Raw genomic sequence first — 25,928 nt, 5'->3', positions numbered from 1 at the left:
ACCAAACATTTAAGAATTATATTATGAAAAAAGCAATTAAAATCTTAGGAGTTATGATGCTGTTATTATTCACAGCATTATCTTTTTCGTCGTGCAGCAAAGATGACGACCCTGTAAACAATGAATTTTTTGCGGGAACCTACAAAGGAAAGGTTTCTTATAATGATGGAGGCTCTACCAATATCAGCACGGACAACGGAAGTGTATTTGTAACGAAGATTGCCAGCGGCACCAAATATAATTTTGCGTTCTCCAACAGCATTCCGGATCTTAACGGGATAGAATTTAATCAGGAAGGAGATCATACGCTGGTTATGATTGGTTCTACAGCAACCTCTTATATCAGAATTGATAACAATGTTCTAAAAATCCTGTATGTGAAAGATGGCAAAACGTGGACAGCGAACTGTACGCGCTAGCCATGTCTATTTATATATTATTCAAGCCTGTTTCCCTATCCGGAGACAGGCTTTTTCATGATCATAGAAGAGGTTTTAATTTTTTTTTAAGCTCTAATAAACTTTAGTTAAGTTTCAAAATCTCAATTTTTTAGCCTGCTTTTTGTATATCTTTATTCAACAAAAAACAAACAATAATTCTTATGAAAAAATTCTTATCTGCAATGTCTTTGATCCTGGGATTAGGACTTGCTACTGCTCAGCAGACTGTTCCCGCTACAGGTGCTCCTGCACATCCACCTGTAAAAGCAACTACAGCAAAAGCTGTGAAACCAGCTGAAGTGAAAGCTGCAAAACCGGCAGTGGATGCAAAAGCAGCGAAACCTGCACAACCGGCTGCCAAAATGAAAAAAGACGGCACTCCGGATAAGAGATATAAAGAAAACAAACACCTGAAAAAAGACGGTACTCCAGACAAAAGGTACAAAGCAAATAAATAAGCATAACATCAACATATAGTTGTTATTTTCATAATCAAATTTCGAAAAGCCGGTGGAACGTGTTCCATTGGTTTTTTTTATGTGAAGCTTTGTAAAAAATGATTCCAGATTCTTTACTTATTTATAAATTTGACCCATGTTAAACTTCTTCAAGAAAAATGCAGCGCTGATCTGGGCAAAGAAACATGTTCAAAAAGCGGAGGATTTCAAAAAAAATGCTGAAAAGAACCAAGAGGACTTACTTCTTTCTCTTGTAAACACAGCTCAAAAAACACTTTTTGGGCGGGAACATGATTTTGAAAACATTCATACTGTAAAGGAATTTCAGGACAGAGTTCCTGTGGCCGATTATGAAGATCTGAAACCTTATATTGAAAGGGTAAAAAAAGGACAGGCCAATATTCTATGGACGGACACTCCCGAATATTTTGCCAAAACATCGGGAACCACTTCCGGATCTAAATACATTCCGATTTCCAAAGAAGGAATGCCATTTCAGATTGCGGGAGCTCAAAGTGCACTGTTTCATTATATCAGCAAAAAGAATAACGCTGATTTCGTGAATGGAAAAATGATTTTCCTTCAGGGCAGCCCGGAACTGGAAGAGGTATTTGGAATAAAAACAGGAAGACTTTCCGGCATTGTGGCACACCATATTCCAAATTATCTTCAGAAAAATCGCCTTCCAAGTTGGGAAACCAATATTATGGAAGACTGGGAAGCCAAAGTAGATAAAATTATTGAGGAAACTGAACATGAGAATATGACGCTCATCTCTGGAATCCCACCATGGCTTATTATGTATTTTGAGAAGCTGACAGAAAAACATGGTAAAAAGATCAAACAGCTTTTCCCGAATCTTCAGCTTATTGTTACCGGAGGCGTCAACTATGAGCCTTATCGTGACAAAATGGAAGAGTTATTGGGTGGAAAGGTAGATATTGTTCAGACTTTTCCTGCTTCTGAAGGTTTTTTTGCCTTCCAGGATGATTATACCAGAGAAGGATTACTGCTATTGACCAATCATGGAATTTTCTATGAATTTATTCCTTTGGAAGAGTATGGCAAACCTGGAGCGAGAAGATTAACGTTAAAAGAAATTGAACTTCATAAAGATTACGCATTGATTCTTACCACCAATTCCGGTTTATGGGCGTATTCTATAGGGGATGTCGTAAGATTTATCAGCAAAGATCCATACAGGGTTTTGGTAAGCGGAAGAACAAAGCATTTTACCTCTGCATTTGGAGAGCATGTGATTGCCATTGAAGTGGAAGAAGCAATGAAAGCAACGCTTGAAAAATATCCCGCGCAGATTACAGAATTCCACCTGGCCCCACAGGTAAATCCGGCTGAAGGACTTCCCTATCACGAATGGCTGATTGAATTTGAAAAAGAACCCGAGGATTTAGGAGCATTCAGAGATGAACTTGATCAACAGCTTCGGGCAAGAAACACTTACTATGATGATTTGATTTCGGGAAATATTTTACAGAAACTGCAAATCACCAGGCTTACAAAAAATGCCTTTCATGAATATGCGAAATCCCAGGGAAAACTGGGAGGTCAAAACAAGACGCCAAGATTGGCTAATGACAGAAAGATTGCAAATCTCTTAGAAATTTACAAACTTTAATCATATTTTTTCAATTCCAAAAACGTATATTCGAAAAAAATTATAAATTTGAAAAACTAAAAGAAAATAATGAAAGCATCTGTACTGTTGAAATCGTCTTTACTAACATCTTTATTTGTTATTACATCTTGTGCTACTACAAAATACAGCGAAGATATTTCAAAAAACAATTACTCTAATCTTGAAGCCGGAAAAGTATATAAAGTAACTATGAGAGATGGCTCTCCGAAGCAGACCATCTTATTCAGAAACGTGGTGGGTGAAAATATTGTAGGTACAGCCGGTAAAAAAGACAGTACAGAAGTGATTATTCCCAAAGCCAATGTAGCGGCTGTAAAAGACCGAAGAAAAGCAAGAATTGCTGCAGGAGCAACAATTATCGGAGCAGCAGGTGTTGCAGCTATCGTATTAAGTTCTTCCAGAGCTGACTAAAATAGATTTTATCTTTTGAAATATATTTAATATATCTTTCAGAAATTGTCATATGAATAGCCTTAAATAAATTTTTAGGGCTATTTTTGTTCATGATTTCCTTTACCCCGTTACAAACATTACAAAATGTTGAGTTCAGAAATCTTCTCACCGGGAGATTTTTTATTGTTTTAGCTTTCAGAATGCTTGCCACTTTATTAGGATGGTGGGTATATCAATTAACGAAAGATCCCTTTTCAATAGGTCTTATAGGACTTTCAGAGGTTATTCCTGCTGTAAGCTGTGCGCTGTATGCCGGACATGTTATTGATATGAATGAAAAAAAGAGGCTGCTTCTTATTTGTAATTATGCTTATATTTTCCTGATCGGCCTTCTGTTAATTCCCGCATTCCTAGATGTAGAAATGCACTTTACGGGCCATCAGATTACCTATTATATTTATGGGGTTATCTTTTTCACTGGGATAGCAAGAGCCTTTATCGGGCCTATTGTTCCTTCCATGATTCCCAAAATCGTAAAGAAGGAAAACCTTCCGAATGCCGTAACCCTGAACCAGGCTACTTTCCTGATATCTTCTGTTTGCGGACATGCTATTGGAGGTGTTCTTATTGGATTTATCGGTGTAAAATGGACCCTGGTTGCTATTTTAGCACTCATATTTGTGGCTTCATTATTTTTCTGGCAGCTTCACAAACAGCATTCAGAATACAAAAAGGAAACGGTAAATGTAGTAGAAAGTATGCGCGAAGGAATTTCTTATATTTTTAAAACGAAGGAGATCCTGGGAGCGCTGTGTCTTGATATGTTTGCGGTACTTTTTGGGGGAGCGGTAGCCATGATTCCTGTATTCGCAACGGATATCCTAAAGTCAGGAGCTGAAGGTTTCGGCTTACTGAATGCAGCTTCGGATATTGGTTCCATGTGTATTATTACTCTATTATCTATTGTTCCTCTTCGAAAAAATCAGGGGAAAATACTTCTTGTTGTTGTTACCGGATTCGGACTGTGCATTATTGGGTTCGGTCTATCAAAACTATACTGGTTATCTTTTATGTTCCTGGTAATGAGTGGAATGCTCGATGGAATTTCAGTGGTTATAAGGGGTACCATTGTACAGTTAAAAACACCGGATCACATCAGGGGACGCGTTCTGAGTGTGAATTCAATTTTCATTATGTCCAGCAATGAAATGGGGCAGTTTGAAAGTGGACTCATGGCCAAACTACTGGGAGTTGTGCACTCTGTGGTGTTCGGAGGTTGTATGACCGTTTTAGTAGCCCTTCTTGTGGGAAGCACCAATCCTAAACTGAGAAAGATGCAATATTAACTTATTGTTTATCAGGTTATTTTAAATCTGGCACAAAAAAAATAAGAATTCGAAATACTTAAAATCAGAATAGAACGTTTTCTATTCTGATTTTTGTTTTATAGCTGTTTTTTAAAAATTTATAAAAGAATTAAACCTTAAATATTCATCAAAAGCACCAATATCTTTACGATCTCTACATAATATAACCCAAACAAGAAAATACAATATTTAAAACCAATACGTTACTTTCATTAAATATATCTCAAAATCTTTAATTTAACGTTAATAATTTTTTATATTTGCTTCATAAAATATCCCCCTATGACTAAACTTTTACTAATTTTGAGCTTTCTCGTGACAGGTTCTCTGATGAATGCTCAATTTTTTTCAGATCAAACCTTACAACAATCTGTTTTACAATTCAATAATGCTAAAACAGAAAACGACTACGATATGCTTTTTTCTAAGTTTTCAGCAGCTAAAACTTCAGAAAAATGGCAGGCTAATTACTATGCAGCAGCAGCCTTGTATCTTAAAACCAATTTCCTTTTAAAGAACAGCCCGAACAGTCCTCTTGGAGAACCTAATGAGTCCGCAAGAAAACTGGCAATGCAGGCTCTTGCTTCTGAAAAGAATAATGGAGAAGTAAATCTGCTTCTTGCCCTTATTCATTTTCAGAAAATCAGAATAAAAACAGCGGCAGACCCTCAAAAGGAATTAAAGACCGTGACAAGTTTCATGAATAAAGCAGAAACCTTAAAGAATAATCCAAGGCTTTCTTTTTTAAAAGCTGAAATCGCTGAAAAACAGGGAAACAAGACGGAAGCTATAAAGTTGTATCAAAAAGCAGCTAAAGAATTTGAAACATCAGACCCTTCATCCAGTTCACCCAGCTGGGGAAAACAGCTGATCGGAACAAATTAACAGTAAGAAAATGCATGATCTCCTGAGTACATCAGGGCGATCAGTTTTTTTTTGATATGAAAGCCTACAATTCATTGAATATTCAGAGAAACATTATTTTGTATCAGATGAAAAACAACATTTCCTTAGTAATTAAACACTTTTAATATTTGTTTTTAAAATTAATTCTCATGAAAAAAACATTACTTGTTTTATTAATCATATTTTCACATATTTTATTTGCTCAATCAGATTGTAATACTGCAATGGCAGTCTGTGGTAACTCGGACATCTCATATACACCAGGCGGGCATGGAGATATTGCAGAAGACCTGGGTGGATGTTTAACTTCTGACGAAAAGTACTCTGTATGGTATTCTTTCACCATTGCTACCGGCGGAACACTTACGTTTGAAATCATCCCTAACGACCAGGGAGATGATTATGACTTTGGAGTATACGGACCCAACAAATCTTGCGGAAATCTGGGAACTCCAATACGTTGTTCTTATTCCGGGCAAAGTGGAAATACAGGTCTTAATATGACCGCAACAGACCTTAGTGAGGACGCTACAGGAGACAAATGGGTAAAATACATGGATGTATTGCCTGGTCAGACTTACTATTTAATTGTAAATAACCACAGAGAAACAGCGAACGGATTCAAATTATCATGGGGCGGAACGGCTACTCTATCTTCTCCGTTCACTGATCCGAATATACAGCCTCATCCATTTATCCCACCTGGTATTCCGGGAGCCAACCCTGCTGACCCAAGAGAAGTGGTGATATGTTCAAATCCTGCAAGTTTTGATTTCGCATCATTATCAGCAGGAATTCTTAACGGCAACCCTAACTTCAGCATTAGCTACCACACAAGTCAGAATGATGCCTTAACTGGTAACAACCCTCTTGTTGGGCCTCAAACAGTTACTCCTGTTGGTGTTTATTTCTACAGTATCAATTATACCGATCCGACTAACCCTAACAGTCCTATTAACAAATGTAGACAGACTGGTAAATTTAAATTTAAAGATGGTACTATCACAGCTACCGATGTAACGCTAACAAGCTGTAATAACAACAATGCAGGTACTGCAATGTATGATCTTACAACTGCTGCAGTTTTTGCTGATCCAACAGCAACTAAAAAATATTATTATACTTTATATGATCTGAACAATTCAATTAATGAGATCACCAATATCTATCAGTTTGTTTCTGCAGAAGGTAAAATATATGTAAAAGTAACCTCTGTATTCGGATGTACTGATATTGCAGAAATTACCCTTAAGTTCTATCCGCAAATTATTGCAAAGGATGCAGAATTGAGATCATGCTTTATTGAAGCAAATCCTTCGACTGCTTTATTCAACCTTGATAATGCCGCTGTAATTACTCCGCAGGCAGGTATTACTAAAAAATACTTCCCTTCACTGACAGATGCCATTGATGGAACCAACGAGATTTTAAATGCTAATTATATTGCACCAAGCGGTTTGGTATACGTAAGAGTATCTGACACGAGAGGATGTTATGTAGTGGTAAAAATCGGTTTAACAGTAATTGCTCCGGTAACATCCAGTGTTCTTAAAGACAAAATTATCTGTATGGAAGACACTACCACTTTAGATGCCGGACCTGGATTCAAAAGCTATGAATGGAGCACAGGAGCTACAACACAGTCTATTAAAGACGTAGGAGTAGGAGTTTACTGGGTAAAATTAAAAACGGGAGAATGTGTTGCCACTCAAAAAGTAACCGTTTATCCTTCTGAGCAACCGGTAGTAACAAACATCGATATTAACAACACTACATTAACAATCAATGTTATCGGAGGAACTCCTGATTATCAGTATTCAATGGATAAAATTTTATGGCAGCCGTCTAATGTATTCTCCAATGTAGCAAGAGGAACTTACAAAGTGTATGTAAAAGATGCTTACGACTGCGAACCTATTGAAGTGAATGTTGTTGTTCCTAACCTTATCAATATGATTACTCCAAACGGGGATGGCGTGAATGATGTGGTAGATTATTCTGCTATGGCTGATAAACAGAACCTTATTTTGAGTATCTTTGACAGATATGGAACAAAAATCCACCAGGGAGATAAATCCAACGGTTACAAATGGGATGGTAGAATTGGCGGTAAGAACATTCCAACAGGTACTTACTGGTATTCTGTAACATGGAACGAGAATGACAAGAAGAACACTCCTTTCAAGTTTTCAGGTTGGATTGTTGTAAAAAACAGAGAATAAAACACCTTACAATATAAAAAGCCGCTTTGGCGGCTTTTTCTTTTACAAATAATGATAAAAATTTATTGATTTCAAGTTTGTTTAACAAAAAAAGTTTTAACAATGAAAAAAATATTACTTCTTTTTATTTTATTGATAGCGCAAATGGCCTATTCACAGTCAGACTGTGTCACAGCAATTCCCATCTGTGGTAATTCTGACATTTCTTATACCCCTTCAGGCCCGGGGAATATTATAGAAATTCTTAATCAAAACGGAGGATGTCTCAGCACCAATGAAAGATATACAGTTTGGTATACCTTCACTGTATCCACACCAGGAACGCTGGCATTTAAAATAAAACCTAACGATCAGGGTGATGATTACGATTTTGCAGTTTATGGACCTACAGCAAATGGCTGTGCTTCATTACAGAATGCTGACCACGTCTTCATACAGCCTATAAGATGTAACTATAGCGGTACTCCAGGAGATACGGGTCTGGATCTGACTCTTGCTCCACCTGCAGTATTCCCTACCAATCCTCCCGGTGTTACATCCAGCATGAACAATGGGAAATGGAGTCCTTATATGGATGTATTGGTAGGCCAAACTTATTATCTGGTTATTGACAACTTCAGTAGATCCGTTAATGGTTTCTCTTTAGAATGGTCAGGTACTGCCAGTTTAAGTTCGGCATTTAATGATCCTGTTCTTTCTCCTAACCCATTTATCGCGCCGGGTATTCCGGGAGCCACTCCTAATGATCCCAATCAGGTAATGGTTTGTGCATTGCCAACCCAGTTTGATTTCACAACACTTTCGGCAGCTATTGTTAACGGAAACAGCCCTAACTTCAAGGTTACTTATCACAAAACAACCAACGATGCCCTTACAGGACAGAATCCTCTTACAGTAACTACTGTAGATGGAACAACAACATATTATTACAGAGTTGTATACCAGGATCCAAGCAATCCGGACAATCCTATCAACGGATGTTTCATAACAGGGAAATTCAAGTTTGTCAATGTGGGAATCACAGCCAATACAGCCACATTATACTCTTGTAATAATAATGGAGCTGGTACTGCAAAATATAATTTAACAACTGCCAATGTATTTGGAGGCACGGGTGCAACTATTAAGTATTATGCTACAGTTGCAGATATGAATGCAGAAATCAATGAAATTACAGATCCTGCCAACTACGTTTCTGCTGAATCAACTGTATATGTAAAAGTAGTTTCTTCTTTTGGATGTATTGCAACCACTACAATCAGACTATTATTCTATCCAGCGGTGGTATTGAAAGATGCTGTACTTCAGAATTGCTATATCGATAATGACGTTACACGTTCAACATTTGATCTTTCCAAAGCAGATATCGGTGTACCTGTTCCAACACCTACAGGAACTATTATTAAGTATTATACTACAGTAGCTGATGCAAAAGCACAGACAAATCCTATATCAGCAGCATTTAATTATCTTTCAGAAAGCAAGACAGTATATGCAAGAGTAGATAATGACAAACAGTGTTATTCAATTGCTAAAATACAACTGATTGTATTACCTCCTGTAAAATCAGCGGTATTAAAAGATAAAACAATTTGTGCTGAAGCCAAAACTACTTTGGATGCGGGACCTGGATTTGTAAGCTACGAATGGAGCACAGGTGAAACTACACAATCCATCAGCAACGTAGGAGTTGGTGTTTATTGGGTTAAACTTCAGACCGGAAAATGTTTCACGCTTCAGGAAGTACGTGTACATGCGAGCCTTCAACCAGTGGTTTCAGGAATAGAAATTACCAATAACAATATCACAGTAACAGCCACAGGAGGAGTTCCTCCTTACAAATATTCTGTAGATGGCGTTAACTGGCAGGATTCCAACGTATTTACAGGACTTCCAAGAGGAGAGAATACAATTTATGTAAAAGATACTTACAACTGTACCCCTATCCAGGTAACCATAACAGTTCCAAATCTTATCAACGCGATTACCCCGAACGGAGATAACGTAAATGATGTTATTGATTACTCAGCATTAGCTTACAAGAAAAACCTGATCTTCATTGTATATGACAGATATGGAAACAAACTTCACGAAGCTAAGAAGTTCAACAACTTCACTTGGGACGGAACTGCCTTTGGTAAGAAAATTCCAACCGGAACTTACTGGTATACGATCTCATGGAATGAAAACAATAAAAACAGTACCGAAACCAAATATTCCGGATGGGTACTGGTAAAAAATAAAGAGTAAGTTTTTACTTCACCTTTAAAAAAAAATCACCTCAGACTGAGGTGATTTTTTTTATCAACAAGAGCAACCTCCTGTTTACAGCATTTTACGAAAGACTGCTAATAATTTGTTGAATACTATTTTTTTATTATTTTTTAAATAAACTATCTTTGCACCATGGCGCAGAAAGAAACATTATCATCCCTGACACACGGAAACTTTGCAAGAGAATTGTCTATTGCGGATGGAAAAATGCCTCCCAATGCAGTAGATTTTGAAAGACTGGTTATCGGAACTTTTTTGATTGACAAAAAAGGACTTGACCATTCCATTGACCTTCTTACTCCAGAGGTATTTTATGATCCCAGACATCAGGTCATCTTTTCTACTATCCTAAAATTGTATGAAGGTAACCACCCGGTAGACCTAATGACAATCATTCAGGATTTAAAAAAAGAAGATAAACTGAGTCAGGCAGGTGGTGATCATTACATTATTGATCTTACCATGGGAGTAAGTTCATCTGCCCATATCGAATATCATGTACGTGTTATTCTTGAAAAGTATATTTTAAGAAGCCTTATTAACGTTTCTGCCAATGTTATTGATTCTTCCTACAAGGAATCAACAGATGTTTTTGAACTTCTGGATAAAGCGGAACAATCTTTCTTTGAGATCACCAACGGAACCATTAAGAAAGGATTTGATACTGCCAACTCATTGGTAAAGCAAGCCATTGATACCATTAAATCTCTAAAAGACAAACAAGGGCTTTCTGGAGTTCCTTCAGGATTCAGAGATGTGGATAAGGAAACCGGTGGATGGCAGAATTCTGACCTTATCATTATTGCAGCCCGTCCGGCGATGGGTAAAACAGCATTTCTTCTTTCGATGGCAAGAAATATTGCGGTAGGACACAAAATCCCTATGGCTCTTTTCTCACTCGAGATGGCCTCCGTACAGCTTATCACCAGAATGATTGCTTCTGAAACAAGAATCTCGTCAGAGAAACTAAGAAAAGGAACCCTGGATGACGAAGAATGGCAGAGACTATTCTCCAATGTATCTGAACTGGAGAATGCTCCTTTATATATTGATGAAACCCCTTCACTTTCCATATTCGACTTCCGTGCAAAATGCCGAAGATTGGTGATGCAGCATGGAGTAAGACTGATCATGGTCGACTACCTTCAGCTGATGACAGCAGGTAGCAGCAGCGGAAAAGGAGTTGGAAACCGTGAACAGGAGATTTCCATGATTTCACGTTCATTAAAAGCAATTGCAAAAGAACTTAACGTACCGGTGATTGCTCTTTCGCAGCTTTCGAGAAGTGTAGAAGCCCGTCCGGGAAAAAGACCTCAGCTTTCAGACCTGAGGGAATCCGGAGCAATCGAGCAGGATGCAGATATTGTATCTTTCATCTTCAGACCGGAGTATTATAAAATTACGGTTTGGGATAATGATGAGGAAGGACAGGAAACCTCTACAGAAAACCAGGCCGAACTGATTATTGCAAAACACAGAAATGGTGCTACGGCAGATGTCAGATTATCATTCTTAAAACATTTTGCAAAATTCGGTGATATCGAAGCTGCGCTTGATGGTGGGGCCGGAGGAGGATACCCTTCCAACTTCGGAGAGCCAAGTGGATTTGACAAGATCAAAACAACGATTCAGCCAGGAGCAGCATTTGACCTTCCGGACAGTTCAAAACTTTCAGGATCTTCAATGAATGATTTTGATGATGATGATGACTTCCCTTTTTAGGCGAAGACTAAAGTTCAGATCCATTCAGTTTCATTGTACAGTCAATACATCAATTTTTAAAAAGCAGATTTGAGAATCGAAATTTATACGGACGGAGCGTGCAGCGGAAATCCCGGGAAAGGCGGATATGGAATTCTCATGCGCGTTCCTGAAAAAAACTATCAGAAAACATTTTCAAAAGGTTTTCGTAAAACCACCAACAACAGAATGGAGCTTCTGGCTGTCATTACTGCGTTGGAAAAACTGAAATCCACAGAAAATGAAATCCACGTGTACACAGACAGCAAATACGTATCTGATGCGATCAACCAAAACTGGATTGCCGGATGGATCAAAAGGGGTTGGAAAAATGTAAAGAACCCTGATCTCTGGAAAAAATTTGTTGAACTTTACAACAAACACACACCTAAAATGCATTGGGTAAAGGGGCATGCAGGACACTTTGAAAACGAACTTTGCGATAAATTAGCGGTAGCAGCAGCCAGTTCTCCGAATCTTGAAATTGATACGTATTTTGAGAGTTTGGATAACAATTCTTTATTTTAATTTAATTAATGCAAATACGTATTACCTACTATAATATTCAGCATTATATCATAATTAGCAGTATTTTTTTAAAATATTATTAAAATTTAAGCGAAATTAACATTAAATACACATTATTTAATTGGGATTTAATATCTTTACATATTAATCTAAGTCCCATTATAAATGAATAAAAATCTATTATTGTATTTATCTGTTTTTTTACTCTGTATAGCTGGGAAGTCCTTTGCTCAGACTTATCAGCTTATTGGAAACCCAGTGAACACTACCGGATGGACAATGGTTTCTCCTACTCAGGTAAACACAGATTTTATTCAGCTTACCCCGGATACCAACAACCAGTCCGGCTCTATCAGGCTGAATGACCCAATCAATTTAAAATATTGTGACAAATGGAGAGTGGAATTCGATTTCAGAATGGACTCCAACCAAACCTCCAATGGAGATGGAATTGCCTTCTGGTATCTTGCCAATCCTCCGGTAGCCAGCGTATTAGGCTCAGGCCTTGGAGTATCTCAAAATGCAGTTGGTCTTGTGGTAGGGCTTGACACTTACAACAATACCACAACGGCTACCATGAGTAAGGTACACGTTGGATATGGACTGGTTCAAAACACCACTGACAGCAATAATGTCGAATTTTTTAATGTTCCCGGAAGTTCTTTCCACTCCCCGGATCTGAATACTACACAACCTTTCCAGGGAACAAATTTCAAACATGTGGAAGTAACGGCACAGGTAGATCCTGCAGCTCCTACCAGCTGGATTATAAAAATAACAATAGATGGGAATGTAATTTGCAATCAGTCTTTCGCGCCTTCAGGTGCTGCTGCTGCAATGACTGTAGGATATTTTGGTTTTTCAGCTTCTACAGGAGGTGCAAGATCAAGACATTCCATTAAAAATGTAAAAATTTATACGGATAAAGTTCCAATTTTACAGAATTCAGCAACACAGTCATTCTGTCCTAATCCTACAACAGGATACGGGTCTGTAAACCTGACTTCTTTCAATTCGCAATTTGTCAACAACCCTTCCAATTATACATTTACCTATTTTCCATTTGGAAGTTCTACCCCTATTGCTACTCCAGCCAATTATCAGTTCAATGCCAATACAACAGTTACAGTTGTTATTAAAGATAATGCAGGATTGCTCTGTGACAACCCGGATGGTAAAATTTTACTCGACCTTGCCCCTTTCAAAGCGGAAGATAAGACGATTACAGTATGTAATAATAACAAAGCCGGAACAGCAGCCTTCAACCTGAATACAGCAGCTGTAACCAATGTTTTAGGTGTTACAAAAAAATATTATAAAACTTTAGCAGACCTCAATGCAGATACGAATGAGATTCAAAATCCTGACAATTATATATCTGCTCCCGGAGTCGTTTATGTAAAAGTAACCACTCCTCTGGGATGTACAGGTTCAGCAAAAATTACATTGGCATTCTATCCTGACACTCCTGTAAAAGAAGCCACCCTGAGATCATGTTTCATTGAAAATAATATTACGAGTGCCATTTTTAATTTGACAACTGCAGATGTTACAACTTTAGGAGCAGGCGCGGCCAAAAAGTACTACACATCCATCGCAAATGCTTTGGACGGCATCAATGAAATTATGAATCCGCTTCAGTATTTATCCATAAGTACTGCAGTATATGCAAAGGTAACAGACGCCAACGGATGCTTTAATATTGCTAAGATCAACCTTATTGTATTACCTCCTGTAACATCTTCTGTTTTAAAAGACAAAACCATTTGTATTGGAGAAAAAACAGATTTGGATGCAGGATCTGGATTTGATGGTTACGAATGGAGTACAGGAGCAACAACCTCATCCATTAAAGATGTAGGTGTTGGCACTTATTGGGTAAAACTGAAAACCGGAAACTGTATCACTACACAGATTGTTAATGTAAAAGCATCTGCAAATCCTGTCATCTCCAGCATTGATATTGACAACAACACCATTACTGTCAATGTAGCGGGAGGAACTCCTCCATATCAATACTCTCTGGACGGAGTCAATTGGCAGCCGGGTAATATATTCACAGGATTAGCAAGAGGAGAAGTAAGAGTGTATGTAAAAGATTTTTATAACTGTACACCTGTTGAAGTTCAGATTACCGTTCCTAATCTGGTTAACGCTATCACTCCAAACGGCGACAACGTAAATGATTTCATTGATTATTCAGCACTGGCTTACAAGAAAAATCTGATATTCATTGTATACGACAGATATGGCAACAAACTATATGAAGCCGGAAAAATGAGAAACTTTACTTGGGATGGAACTGCTTCCGGTAAAAAAGTACTTACAGGGACTTACTGGTACACCATTTCATGGAACGAAAATAATAAAAACAATACTGAAACGAAATACTCAGGCTGGGTATTAGTTAAAAACAGAGAATAATTTACTATCGGAAACTACCTCATTTGGGGTAGTTTCTGTATTAAAAAAGAGGATTTGCTCAAGAAGAGATTGAGACCAGATATTACTGTCTCACTATAATTTAAAGATAAAAAAACAATAACATCATAATCCATCCACTATGAAAAAAAATATACTCATTTTTTTACTAACTATCTTATTATGCTTGCCGGGAAGGTTTCTTTCACAAACCTATCAACTTACCGGAAACCCTGTAAATACAACGGGCTGGGATCTTGTCTCTGATGCTATAGTAAGCGGAGACTTTGTAAGACTGACAACCGATCAGACCAGCAGATACGGGGCTGTAAAATTATCCACTCCTATCACTCTAAGCTATTGTGATAAGTGGAAAGTGGAATTCGATTTCAGAATTGACGGAAACGGAACCACACAGTTTGGAAAAGGAGACGGCTTCACCTTCTGGTATCTGGCCAACCCACCAACAGGATTTGTATCAGGAGGAGGATTGGGTATTCCAGCTAATGCTTCCGGGCTTATGGTTGGTTTTGATATCTTCAACAATACTACCGAAGGCCAGATGAGTAAAGTTCACATTCTTTACGGTACAAATAATACAGCAGGTAACAACATTGAATTCAACACCACTCCTGGAAGCACCTTCCATTCGCCGGATCTTATCGCTACTCAGCCGTTTGTAGGAGACACCTACAGACATGTGGAAGTAAATGGTGAAACAGACCTTACCAACCCGACAAACTGGATCATCAAAGTAAGAATCAACGGTGTCCTTATCGTAGATCAGTCTTTTGCTCCTTCCGGAGGAGCTGTGGGAATGTCACAAGGGTATTTTGGTTTTTCTGCCGCAACCGGTGGTGCCAGTGCAAGACATTCTATTAAAGATGTTAAGGTGTATGTAGATAAAGTCCCTATTTTAAGTAACACCATAAGTCCGTTCGTTTGTACAAATCCAGCTACCGGAAATGGTACAGTAGACCTTACTTCTTATAATTCTCAATTTGTAAATAATCCGGGGAATTATATTTTCACTTATTATGTATTGGGAAGCTCTACTCCTATTGCCAATCCCACAAGTTTCCAATATTCTGGAAATACAACTATTAAAGTGGTTGTAAAAGATCCTACATCTACTCTTTGTGATAATGGCGACGGTGTTATTCAACTTAATCCTACTCCATTTGCAGCAACGGATGCCAGTCTTAGCGGATGTAATAACAACAATGCCGGAACAGCAACGTTTGACCTCAATACGGCTGCTGTAACAACTGTTGCCGGAGTAACCAAAGAATTCTACCCTACCTTATACGATCTGAATAACGGTACGAATCAAATAACAAATCCTTCTGCCTATGCTTCTGCAGCAGCAACAATATATGTAAAAGTAACCACACCTCAGGGTTGCGTAAGTACTTCTAAAATCACACTGAATATTTACCCTGTCGTAGTTGTTAATGACGTTGAAATAAAATCCTGCTTCATTGAAACTAACCCATCTACGGCCTCTTTTAATCTTACAGGAGCTGTAGTTTCCCAGGGCGGACTTACGAAAGAATACTATCCATCCCTGACAGATGCCATCAGTGGAACTAATGCAATCGCAACTCCGGCAGCATACATCGCTCCTAATGGTGTTGTTTATATTAAAGTTTTTAATGGAAACGGATGCTATTCCATCGCTAAAGTTACATTAACAGTAATACCTCCTGTTTATTCAAGAACTTTACTTGACAAGACCATCTGTATTGAAAACACTACAACATTAGATGCCGGAGCAGGTTTCAAAAGCTACGAATGGAGTACAGGAGCTACCACACAGTCTATCAAAAATGTAGGAGTAGGAACTTACTGGGTAAAACTTAAAACCGGAGATTGTATTGTGACACAGAAAGTAACAGTATATCCCTCAGACAATCCGGTTATCACTACCGTTGACATTTCGGGAAGTACAGTAACAGTATATGCCAATGGCGGAACTCCTCCTTACCAGTATTCAATGGATAATATCAACTGGCAGGACTCCAATGTATTTACCAATATTGCAAGAGGAGAAGCTAAAGTATATGTAAGAGACGGCTATAACTGTGTACCTGTTGAAGTCAATATCACAGTCCCTAATCTTATCAACATCATTACACCTAACGATGACGGAATCAATGATTTTGTTGATTACTCTGCACTTGCCAACAAACAAAATCTGGAAATAGCCATCTTCGACAGATATGGTTATAAGATGTTCCAGGCAGATAAAACCAATGGCTATAAATGGGCAGGAACTACCAATGGACATAAAAAAGTCCCTACAGGAAACTATTGGTATTCTGTTTCATGGAATGAAAATAATAAAAACAGTACTCCGATAAAATTCTCAGGCTGGATTGTTGTAAAAAACAGAGAATAATTACACTTTCCATCACATCAAAAGAATCACCCCGCCAGTCGGGGTGATTTTTTGTAAGAACAGGGAGGAGATATTTCATTTTAAAGACTCTTTATTCATATTCAATTCTTAAATTTGTCCTATGAATTATTTGGAAGCTTTAAGCAGAAGATATTCTGTAAAAAAATTCAATCATCAGATTATTCCTCAGGAAACTCTTCACAACATTCTTGAGTCAGGAAAGCTGTCTGCCAGTTCGCTGGGACTTCAGCCCTATAAAATTGTGGTTGTTGAAAGCGAGGAGATGAGACAGAAATTAATTCCTGCTTTTTATAATCCTTCTCAGATTTCCACTTGTTCTCATCTTATCGTTATTATTTCAAAAAAAATTATAGAAGAGAACTATATCCGAGGTTATTTTAATCATATTTCTGAAGTAAGAGATACTCCTATGGAAACGCTGGACCCTTTCAGAAATAGCATAAATCAGCATATTAACCAGAAAACACATGATGAAATTTTCAACTGGGCAGAAAAACAGTCTTATATAGTATTGGCCAATCTTATGTATGCTGCTGCTATTGAAAATATAGACTCCTGCCCCATGGAAGGCTTCCGTCAGGATCTCATTGAAGAAATTCTGAATATAGATCCTGAAACAGAAAAAGTAACTGTTACCCTCGCTTTAGGTTACCGTTCTGAAGAAGATCACTTCCAGCACATGAAAAAAGTAAGAAAACCAAACGAAAAATTGTTTAAATTTATTTAATATTTTAAACGATTGTACCTAAAGCCAGCATATGATAAAAGCGGATGTATTAGTAATCGGTTCCGGCATTTCCGGACTTTCCTATGCCATTAAAGTTTCTGAGCAACACCCTGATGCCAAAATCATTATTGTAACCAAATCTGATGAAGGCGAAAGCAACACCAAATATGCACAAGGTGGTCTCGCTGTTGTTACTGATTTTCAGAATGACAATTTTCAAAAACATATTGACGATACCATGCGTGCCGGCGACGGAGAAAACAAACGCGATGTTGTAGAAATGGTGGTAAGAGAAGCTCCAGCGAGATTCAATGAAATTGTAGAATGGGGCGCCCAGTTCGATATGAAGAATGGTAAGTTTGCTTTAGGCAGAGAAGGAGGCCACACTGAAAACAGAATCGTCCATCATAAAGATATCACAGGTTTTGAAATTGAAAGAGCTTTGCTGGAAACAGCCAATAGCAGCCCGAATATTGAAATTCTTGATCATCATTACGTTATTGATATTATTACACAGCACCATGTTCCCGGAAAAGAGCTCAATGAAGGAGACATCCATTGCTATGGCGCCTATATTCTGGATGAAAATTCCAAAACCATCAAAAAAATCACTTCTAAAATAACACTGGTTGCCACAGGAGGTGCCGGACATGTTTATAAAAACACAACCAATCCTACGATTGCTACAGGAGACGGAATTGCCTTTGTAGCCCGTGCTAAAGGAAAGGTTTCCAATATGCAGTATTACCAGTTCCACCCGACAGCTTTGTACAGCAAAATGGATGGAATGTTGTTTTTAATTTCAGAAGCAGTTCGTGGAGATGGAGCAAAATTAAGAACCAAAAGGGGTGAAAAATTCATGCATAAATATGATGAACGTGAAGAATTAGCCTCAAGAGATATCGTTGCAAGAGCCATCGACGCCGAAATGAAAATTACCGGAGACGAATTTGTCGGTTTAGACTGCAAAGAAATGAACCATGAAAAATTCTTAGAACATTTCCCTAATATTTATAAAAAATGTAAAAACGAAGGAATTGACCCTTTCACTCAACTGATTCCTGTTGTACCAGCCTGCCACTATCTAATGGGCGGGATCGAAGTAGACCGAGACGGACAGTCTTCCATCAGAAATCTTTTTGCTGTAGGAGAATGCACCAACTCCGGACTTCACGGCGCCAACAGACTTGCTTCCAATTCATTGCTTGAAGGCTTGGTTTTCGGACACAATGCTGCTATGAAAACAGTAGAACTTCTGAATGAAAACAGTTTCAACTTTGATGATCTGAAAGCCGTTCCGGAATGGAATGAAGAGGGAATGAAAATCATGGATGAAATGGTCATCGTCAGTTATCTTAGAAAACAACTTCAGGAAATGATGAGCGACCTGGTAGGTATTGTAAGAAGCAACAAACGTCTGAATATGGCATTGCAAAAACATCAGGAGATTGCAGCCGCTGTAGATGAAATCTACCACTACTCTATTCTTTCCCCGCAATTATCGGAATTAAGAAACCTAACAACTGTTGCCCATCTCATCATTACCCAATCCATGGAAATGACAGAGAACAAGGGAGCATTTTATAATAAAGATTTGGTTTAAAAAGAAATCACACAATGAAAAGACCAGCATACGTAACAGATAAAGCATTAAAGACATTTATAAAAAACGCACTTGAGGAAGATATTCAGGATGGGGATCACTCTACCCTATCTACTATTCCACAGGATCTTGTACAAAGTGCTAAGCTTTTGGTGAAACAGGACTGTATTCTTGCAGGTGTTGAATTGGCAGAAATCATTTTCAAGACTTTTGACAAAAATCTGAAAGTGGAAGTTTTCATTAAAGATGGAACTCCCTGCAAATTCGGAGACATCGCCCTTACTGTTACAGGTAGTGCAAGCTCCATCCTTTCTACGGAAAGATTTGTTCTTAACTGTATGCAGAGAATGAGTGGTATTGCCACCTTAACCCATGAATGGGATTCCAGATTAGTAGGTACAAAAACTAAACTTTTAGATACAAGAAAAACAACTCCTAACTTCAGAATGTGTGAAAAATGGGCGGTTGCTATTGGCGGCGGAACCAATCACAGATATGGTCTTTATGATATGATTATGCTAAAGGACAATCATATTGATTACAACGGAAGCATAACCAATGCCGTGGCAATGGCAAAAGATTACGTTAAAAAGAATAAGAAAAAGTTAAAGATAGAGGTTGAAACCAGAAACCTTGAAGAAGTTCAGGAAGCCATCAATGCAAAGGTCGACAGAATCATGCTTGATAATATGGATGTAAAAACGATGAAGGAGGCTGTAAAAATGATCAATGGTTCTTGTGAATCTGAAGCTTCAGGAGGAATTACCCGCGATATGCTGAAAGAAATTGCATCCACAGGCGTTACCTATATCTCTGTAGGAGCCCTTACACACTCTGCTGAGAATATAGATCTGAGTCTCAAAGCAGTGAAATAGCGTTGAATTTTTAACAAAAACACCACCACTTTGTTAAAAATTCAATAACATGACTTTTTTCATACTAAAATTCAATTTTTAGCCATAATATTGATTTTTAACAGGTTAACATTATTAAGACTTATTAAAAATTAACATTGAGTTAATAATAGTTAAATTTTATTTTGCGAATTTTGCAGAAAATTAAATCTAATTATTACTAACGATTATGAAATTAATCAACAAATCGATACTAACTGCGGTTATTACATTATCTACAGCTAGTGTTTATTACGCTCAACAAGTTAAGGACACAGTACAAAAGTCCAAAGATATTGACGAGGTAATCTTAAGAGGTGTTACAGATATCGCTAAAGATAGAAAGACACCTGTTGCTGTTTCTACTATTAAATCTGCACAGATTGTAGAAAGACTAGGTAACCAGGAATTTCCAGAGATTTTAAAAACTACTCCTTCTGTCTATGTAACAAGAGGTGGTGGAGGTCTTGGTGATGGATCACTAAGAATTAGAGGATTTGATACTAAAAATACGGCTGTAATGGTTAACGGTATGCCTGTTAACGATATGGAAGGAGGTACAGTATATTGGTCTAACTGGCAAGGGCTAAGCGATGTAACTACATTTATGCAGATGCAAAGAGGGCTTGGGGCATCTAAATTGGCAATTGCTTCTGTAGGAGGAACTATTAATATGCTTACAAAAGCCGCTGATGCAAAACAAGGTGGTAACGTAACTCTTGGGGTAGGTAATAATGGGTTTTTAAAAACTTTATTTTCTTATAATACTGGTAAAAACCAGAATGGCTGGTCTACATCATTTTTAATGAGTAGAACCTCTACTAACGGTTATATTGACGGAGGTAAGGGAGAAGCTTATAATTATTATTTCGCTTTAGGTTACAAACCTAATGAAACTCATGAACTTCAGTTTACTTTTACCGGAGCTCCACAATGGCATGAGCAAAACTTTCAGTCTCCTATATCAGCCTTTCTAAAATATGGTAAAGACGGAAACCCTAATAGAAGATACAACCCAAATTGGGGATATCTTAATGGACAAGAGTTTTCAACAAACAGGAACTGGTATAGTAAACCTGTTGCCATGCTAAACTGGGACTGGAATATGAACTCAAAATCTAAGCTATCTACAGTATTGTATGGTTCTTGGGGTAGAGGTGGTGGAACTGGAATGCTTGGTTCAATCAATGGTAAAAATACAAATTACGCAGACAATTCCCCATTAAGAGATGCTAATGGAATTATTCGATGGGATGATATCGTAAAATGGAATCAAGGTGGATCTGTTCCTGATTTTGGCGCAAATAAAACTGCTACTAATGGAGAAATTGGGATTAATACATCTAATAATGGACTTACCAGAAGAGCTAGTGTAAACTCACATAACTGGTATGGGGTCTTGACTAATTTCCAGCACAAAATCAATGATAACTGGAATTTCTCAGTTGGTTTTGATGGAAGATATTATTATGGATACCACCCGGGATATGTAACTGATTTCTTAGGGGCTTCAGGTTACCAGGAAAAAGGAAATCTAAATTACCCAGGGGGATATATTGTAAGAGATTCTTTCAATGCTGTTCCTTCTGCTAATCCATTCGCAAAAGCTACTAAAGGTGATACCCAATATGCATATAGAAACTTTGATGGAGAAGTATTGTGGGGAGGCTTCTTTGGACAGTTAGAGTATTCAACTGAGAAATTCTCTGCTTATGTTCAGGGATCAGCATCAGAACAAGGTTTCCAAAGAATTGATAACTGGATTGTTGATGGTGTAACAGTTAAAAACGGACAAATCCAAAATACTAAAACAGGTTTCAAATATCTTTTCGGATATAATGCAAAAGGGGGAGTAAACTACAATATTGACCAGAATCACAATGTTTTCGGTAATATTGGATACTACGAAAGACAACCTAACAACTATGGAGTCTATCCTAGTAATAACCAAAATCTTAACCCTAATCTAACCAATGAGAAGGTGATGAGTGGAGAACTAGGATATGGTTATAGAAGCTCCAAACTTACTATGAATGTGAATCTTTATTATACTTCGTGGAAAGACAGATTTCAAAGATTTACAAACCTTCCTAACTTAACCGATGTTAACGGAAAGCCTGTGTCCCGTCCTTATGCTAATATGGATGGCATACAAGAGGTTCATATGGGAGTGGAATTTGAAGGTGCTTATAAAATCACTAATTACATTACTCTTAATGGTATGCTATCTATTGGTGACTGGAAATATAAAGGTAATGCAACGGGTGAGATTTTTGATGAAAATGACCAACCTGTACAGTTAGCGGCCGGACAAAGCAATAGAAGAACTTTTGCATTAGATAAAGTAAAAGTTTCAGATGCAGCTCAAACAACAGCTTCTGTTGGAGTAACGGTAAATCCTATAAAAAATCTTTCGGTGTATGGTACATGGACTTATGCTGACAGATACTACGGAGGTGTAAGCTTTAATCAGGATTATTTAGTAGGACCAAATGGAGAAGTAACTGATGCTGCAAAAAAGGGTGCATTAAAGTATCCTAGCTTTAGTCTTTTCGATGTAGGTACATCATATACTTTAAAATTAAAAGATCAAAAGCAAAGTTTTGTTTTTGGAGTTAATGTATATAACTTGTTTGACAGATATTATATTTCTGATGCCAGAACTTCCGTTCATACAAAACAACTGTCTGACTTTAAAGATAATGCATCTGCAACTGCACAACAACAATTTGATGCTTATCAAAACACTCTTTATAAAGGTATAGATCCTTCAAACCAAGTGTATTTTGGGGCTGGAATTACCTGGTCAGCATCTATTGCATTTAAATTCTAATATTTTGATATATTAACATAAAAACCCGCCAATGGCGGGTTTTTATTTTTTATATTTATAAAAAATAAATATGGACATAGTTCTTACCGAATTTATCGAACATTGGAAATCCAAAGACTATGTAATTGGAATCGTCTTAACTGGTAGCCATGCATTGGGATTGCAAAATGAAAATTCAGACATCGACATCAGAATTATATTTGATACTACCCAAAAAACAACACTGAAAGGCATAAAAAATAAAATTTCATACTTCGCTGAAAGTATTGACTCTGTAAAGAAAAGAATGCAACAGGACTATGCACGTAATATGAAATTCGAAGCCAGGCTTTTTAGTATCGGAAAGATATTATACAAAAAAAATGACACAGTCGATGAATTGATCATCATTGCTCACAAGTTTATGAATACACCTTTCAGGAATACTCAACATCACAGAGATGCTATCATATTAAAAATGTATTCGCTTTCAGTTAACTATAATTATCTGATTCAGAATGAATCTTCAAAACTCTATACTTATAATTACATGAGCTTTTTGAAGAATGCTTTACATACCTATTCGTGGTTTATGAGCTATGAATTATTTATTGATATAAAAACAGATTTGATCCTAAATAATCCTAATTACAGAAGGACCAACTTATGGCAGGATTATCCGGATAAAACTTTCATTCAAATCTGGATAGACTGTATAGAAGGTGAGTACAATAATGAGAATATTAGAAAAATTTATAATTATCTTCAATCACAAATGATACAAATTGAAGGGAGAGATTTCGAAGTAGTGCGGGAGGAAAATATCTTTTAATTTACGATTAAAAAATAACTATGCGTACTAGTTTCCTAGCTCCAATTGATTTTTAACAAGTTGATAGTAAGCACCTTTTAAACCAACTAATTCCATATGGGTACCTTCTTCTATAACTTTCCCCTGATCCAGGACAATAATTTTATCTGCATGTTTCACTGTGGATAAGCGGTGTGCAACAATGACAGCTGTACGCCCTTTAAAAAATTGTTCAAGATTATCAATTATCGTTCTTTCATTATTTGCATCTAAAGCACTGGTCGCTTCATCAAAAAATATATATTCCGGAGATTTATAGACAGCCCGCGCAATAAACAAGCGCTGTTTCTGCCCGCCACTTATCCCCATCCCCTCATTACCAATCTTAGTGTTATAAGTTAATGGAAGACCTTCTATAAACTTTTTAATATTTGCAATATGTACAGCATGTCTTAATCTTGCTTTATCTATATCATCATCACCTACAGCAATGTTATCTGCAATCGTGTCATTGAAAATATAACCGTCCTGCATGACTACACCTATATGATCTCGCCACATTGTGGGAGAAATATTTTTAAAATTCTGGTTTCCCAATTTAATATCTCCTTGGGTAGGCTCATAAAATTTCAATAATAATTTAATCAGTGTAGTCTTACCACTCCCACTAACCCCAACAATTGCCGTTGTTTTCTGATAGGGAATTACCAGATTCAGGTTCTCAAAAACATTTTGATTTGATCCTGTATATCTAAAACTTAGATTATGTACAAGCAGGTCTCCTCCAGATATTTCTGGAATATATTGGGATCCGGCAGTTTCTTCTTCATCTTTCTCATGAATCTCATTAAGTCTTTCTAATGAAATACTGGCATCCTGTAATTGTTTAATAAAGCCTATAACCTGGCCTATGGGGCCATTTAACTGTCCTATGATATACTGTATGGACATCATCATTCCCAATGTAATATTACCGTCAATGACCAATTTTGCTGAAAGAAAACTAATAATCATATCTTTTATCTGATTGATAAATCCACCACCAATAGACTGCCACTGATCCAAAGCAAGACTCTCTATTCTTAGCCTAAATATTTTTACCTGTAATGATTCCCAAGCCCATCTCTTTTTCTTTTCTGCATTTTGCATTTTAATCTCCTGCATACCATTAATCAACTCAATAACCTTACTCTGAGTCTGCGATACTTGAGAGAAGTTTTTATAATCCAGATCTTTTCGCTTTTTCAGGAAAAAAAGAATCCACATTGAATAGAATGTAGCTCCCACTAAAAATACTAGAAACAATCTATAATCATAAAATAGCAAGATAATACTGTAAACAAAAAAGTTAACAATGGAAAACAATGTACTCAATGCAGAACCAGTAAGTAACTGCTCTATCCTTGAGTGATCTCCAATCCTCTGCATAATATCTCCTGTCATTCTGGTATCGAAAAAACTGATAGGCAATTTCATTAGTTTGATAAAGAAATCTGAAACTAATGAAATATTAATTCGCGTACTTAAATGGAGTAAAATCCAGCTTCTGACGACATCAATTCCCATCCTTCCAAGATACAGCATAAACTGAGCAATTAGTACAAGATAAATAAAATTAATATCTTTATTCTGAATCCCAACATCCACAATGCTTTGCGTAAGAAAAGGAAGGATCAGAGAAAGCAAACTTCCTGCAAGCAGACCTACCGCTAACTGAATAATTAGTGATTTATATTTAATTGCATAGCGACTAAGAAATCTTAGATTAAGTTTTTTTCCTTCATCATCCCATTCTTTATTATAAAAAGCCGGAGTAGTTTCTACAACCAAAGCAATACCCTCTTTTAAGGTTTCATCGGCATTATTTCCGATCCAGTGTTTTATAAATTCATCTTTCTTATAGGTGACAAGTCCATGAGCTGGATCAGATACATAAATCAAATAATCTTTCGATTTCTTTTTAATTTCATATACTACTACAAAATGTTTTTTGTCCCAATGAACAATACAGGGTAACGGGATAGCCCTTGAAAGAAGATCAAAATTTATTTTTACACCATTGGTTTTAAATCCAATCTTTTCCGCAGCGTTACTTAAATTTAATAAACTGCTCCCTATCCTTGTTGTTTCGGAAAGCATTCTTACATGCTGTAAATCAACTAACTTACCATAATATTTGCTAATAATACGCAAGCATGTTGGACCACAATCCTTAGCGTCGGGCTGGCGATAAAAGGGGAATTTTTTCACAATG

The 25,928-nt window shown here is 37.1% G+C and carries 18 protein-coding genes; 17 read left to right on the top strand and 1 reads right to left on the bottom strand.

Going from position 1 to position 25,928, the window contains the following annotated elements; all coding sequences use genetic code 11:
• Positions 1 to 23: 23 nt before the first annotated feature.
• From J2786_RS16080 to J2786_RS16000, 17 genes are all read left to right on the top strand, one after another.
• Positions 24 to 419 (top strand): hypothetical protein, encoded by a 396-nt coding sequence (locus J2786_RS16080; protein ID WP_047427317.1) that lies wholly within the window; start codon positions 24 to 26, stop codon positions 417 to 419.
• 182 nt (positions 420 to 601) lie between these two features.
• Positions 602 to 898, top strand: a complete 297-nt coding sequence (locus J2786_RS16075) for a hypothetical protein (protein ID WP_047427314.1) — start codon at positions 602 to 604, stop codon at positions 896 to 898.
• Between the two features lie 136 nt (positions 899 to 1,034).
• Entirely contained in the window at positions 1,035 to 2,534 is a 1,500-nt protein-coding gene (locus J2786_RS16070) for a GH3 auxin-responsive promoter family protein (protein WP_047427311.1), read from the top strand.
• Between the two features lie 69 nt (positions 2,535 to 2,603).
• Complete coding sequence (locus tag J2786_RS16065) at positions 2,604 to 2,966, top strand: hypothetical protein (RefSeq protein WP_047427308.1); 363 nt, start codon at positions 2,604 to 2,606, stop codon at positions 2,964 to 2,966.
• A 92-nt stretch (positions 2,967 to 3,058) separates the two neighbouring features.
• Positions 3,059 to 4,294: an MFS transporter gene (locus J2786_RS16060; protein WP_047427305.1), complete on the top strand. Its 1,236-nt coding sequence runs from the start codon at positions 3,059 to 3,061 to the stop codon at positions 4,292 to 4,294.
• A 303-nt stretch (positions 4,295 to 4,597) separates the two neighbouring features.
• Complete coding sequence (locus tag J2786_RS16055; protein ID WP_047427302.1) at positions 4,598 to 5,200, top strand: tetratricopeptide repeat protein; 603 nt, start codon at positions 4,598 to 4,600, stop codon at positions 5,198 to 5,200.
• 170 nt (positions 5,201 to 5,370) lie between these two features.
• Complete coding sequence (locus tag J2786_RS16050) at positions 5,371 to 7,443, top strand: FIDD domain-containing protein (RefSeq protein ID WP_047427299.1); 2,073 nt, start codon at positions 5,371 to 5,373, stop codon at positions 7,441 to 7,443.
• A 102-nt stretch (positions 7,444 to 7,545) separates the two neighbouring features.
• Positions 7,546 to 9,693, top strand: a complete 2,148-nt coding sequence (locus J2786_RS16045) for an FIDD domain-containing protein (protein ID WP_047427296.1) — start codon at positions 7,546 to 7,548, stop codon at positions 9,691 to 9,693.
• A gap of 156 nt (positions 9,694 to 9,849) precedes the next feature.
• Positions 9,850 to 11,439 carry a replicative DNA helicase gene (gene dnaB, locus J2786_RS16040; protein ID WP_047427293.1) on the top strand — a complete coding sequence of 530 codons (1,590 nt, stop codon included), beginning with the start codon at positions 9,850 to 9,852 and terminating at the stop codon, positions 11,437 to 11,439.
• A gap of 69 nt (positions 11,440 to 11,508) precedes the next feature.
• Entirely contained in the window at positions 11,509 to 11,985 is a 477-nt protein-coding gene (gene rnhA / locus J2786_RS16035) for a ribonuclease HI (RefSeq protein WP_047427291.1), read from the top strand.
• A 165-nt stretch (positions 11,986 to 12,150) separates the two neighbouring features.
• Positions 12,151 to 14,409, top strand: a complete 2,259-nt coding sequence (locus J2786_RS16030; RefSeq protein WP_052186773.1) for an FIDD domain-containing protein — start codon at positions 12,151 to 12,153, stop codon at positions 14,407 to 14,409.
• 139 nt (positions 14,410 to 14,548) lie between these two features.
• The gene (locus J2786_RS16025; protein ID WP_082001900.1) at positions 14,549 to 16,807 is read left to right on the top strand and encodes an FIDD domain-containing protein; all 2,259 of its coding nucleotides are present in this window, start codon (positions 14,549 to 14,551) and stop codon (positions 16,805 to 16,807) included.
• Positions 16,808 to 16,928: 121 nt separating this feature from the next.
• Positions 16,929 to 17,555 (top strand): NAD(P)H-dependent oxidoreductase, encoded by a 627-nt coding sequence (locus tag J2786_RS16020; RefSeq protein ID WP_047427288.1) that lies wholly within the window; start codon positions 16,929 to 16,931, stop codon positions 17,553 to 17,555.
• Positions 17,556 to 17,586: 31 nt separating this feature from the next.
• Complete coding sequence (nadB, locus tag J2786_RS16015) at positions 17,587 to 19,158, top strand: L-aspartate oxidase (RefSeq protein WP_047427285.1); 1,572 nt, start codon at positions 17,587 to 17,589, stop codon at positions 19,156 to 19,158.
• Positions 19,159 to 19,172: 14 nt separating this feature from the next.
• On the top strand, positions 19,173 to 20,033 hold the full coding sequence (gene nadC, locus J2786_RS16010) for a carboxylating nicotinate-nucleotide diphosphorylase (RefSeq protein ID WP_047427282.1): 861 nt from the start codon (positions 19,173 to 19,175) through the stop codon (positions 20,031 to 20,033).
• Between the two features lie 208 nt (positions 20,034 to 20,241).
• The gene (locus J2786_RS16005; protein ID WP_047427279.1) at positions 20,242 to 22,884 is read left to right on the top strand and encodes a TonB-dependent receptor; all 2,643 of its coding nucleotides are present in this window, start codon (positions 20,242 to 20,244) and stop codon (positions 22,882 to 22,884) included.
• 70 nt (positions 22,885 to 22,954) lie between these two features.
• The gene (locus J2786_RS16000) at positions 22,955 to 23,695 is read left to right on the top strand and encodes a nucleotidyltransferase domain-containing protein (RefSeq protein WP_047427276.1); all 741 of its coding nucleotides are present in this window, start codon (positions 22,955 to 22,957) and stop codon (positions 23,693 to 23,695) included.
• Between the two features lie 27 nt (positions 23,696 to 23,722).
• Here the strand turns inward: J2786_RS16000 and J2786_RS15995 are convergent, their stop codons facing one another.
• Complete coding sequence (locus J2786_RS15995; protein ID WP_047427272.1) at positions 23,723 to 25,924, bottom strand: peptidase domain-containing ABC transporter; 2,202 nt, start codon at positions 25,922 to 25,924, stop codon at positions 23,723 to 23,725.
• Positions 25,925 to 25,928: the final 4 nt, after the last annotated feature.

This window comes from Chryseobacterium vietnamense, assembly GCF_031454475.1.
GTDB lineage: Bacteria > Bacteroidota > Bacteroidia > Flavobacteriales > Weeksellaceae > Chryseobacterium > Chryseobacterium vietnamense.
This window is presented reverse-complemented; position numbering and strand designations above follow the sequence as displayed.

Bases quoted from the DNA above. Each gene is read 5' to 3' on its own strand.
- J2786_RS16080 (WP_047427317.1), top strand. From the start codon at position 24: ATGAAAAAAGCAATTAAAATCTTAGGAGTTATGATGCTGTTATTATTC.
- J2786_RS16075 (WP_047427314.1), top strand. From the start codon at position 602: ATGAAAAAATTCTTATCTGCAATGTCTTTGATCCTGGGATTAGGACTT.
- J2786_RS16070 (WP_047427311.1), top strand. From the start codon at position 1,035: ATGTTAAACTTCTTCAAGAAAAATGCAGCGCTGATCTGGGCAAAGAAA.
- J2786_RS16065 (WP_047427308.1), top strand. From the start codon at position 2,604: ATGAAAGCATCTGTACTGTTGAAATCGTCTTTACTAACATCTTTATTT.
- J2786_RS16060 (WP_047427305.1), top strand. From the start codon at position 3,059: ATGATTTCCTTTACCCCGTTACAAACATTACAAAATGTTGAGTTCAGA.
- J2786_RS16055 (WP_047427302.1), top strand. From the start codon at position 4,598: ATGACTAAACTTTTACTAATTTTGAGCTTTCTCGTGACAGGTTCTCTG.
- J2786_RS16050 (WP_047427299.1), top strand. From the start codon at position 5,371: ATGAAAAAAACATTACTTGTTTTATTAATCATATTTTCACATATTTTA.
- J2786_RS16045 (WP_047427296.1), top strand. From the start codon at position 7,546: ATGAAAAAAATATTACTTCTTTTTATTTTATTGATAGCGCAAATGGCC.
- dnaB (WP_047427293.1), top strand. From the start codon at position 9,850: ATGGCGCAGAAAGAAACATTATCATCCCTGACACACGGAAACTTTGCA.
- J2786_RS16030 (WP_052186773.1), top strand. From the start codon at position 12,151: ATGAATAAAAATCTATTATTGTATTTATCTGTTTTTTTACTCTGTATA.
- J2786_RS16025 (WP_082001900.1), top strand. From the start codon at position 14,549: ATGAAAAAAAATATACTCATTTTTTTACTAACTATCTTATTATGCTTG.
- J2786_RS16020 (WP_047427288.1), top strand. From the start codon at position 16,929: ATGAATTATTTGGAAGCTTTAAGCAGAAGATATTCTGTAAAAAAATTC.
- nadB (WP_047427285.1), top strand. From the start codon at position 17,587: ATGATAAAAGCGGATGTATTAGTAATCGGTTCCGGCATTTCCGGACTT.
- nadC (WP_047427282.1), top strand. From the start codon at position 19,173: ATGAAAAGACCAGCATACGTAACAGATAAAGCATTAAAGACATTTATA.
- J2786_RS16005 (WP_047427279.1), top strand. From the start codon at position 20,242: ATGAAATTAATCAACAAATCGATACTAACTGCGGTTATTACATTATCT.
- J2786_RS16000 (WP_047427276.1), top strand. From the start codon at position 22,955: ATGGACATAGTTCTTACCGAATTTATCGAACATTGGAAATCCAAAGAC.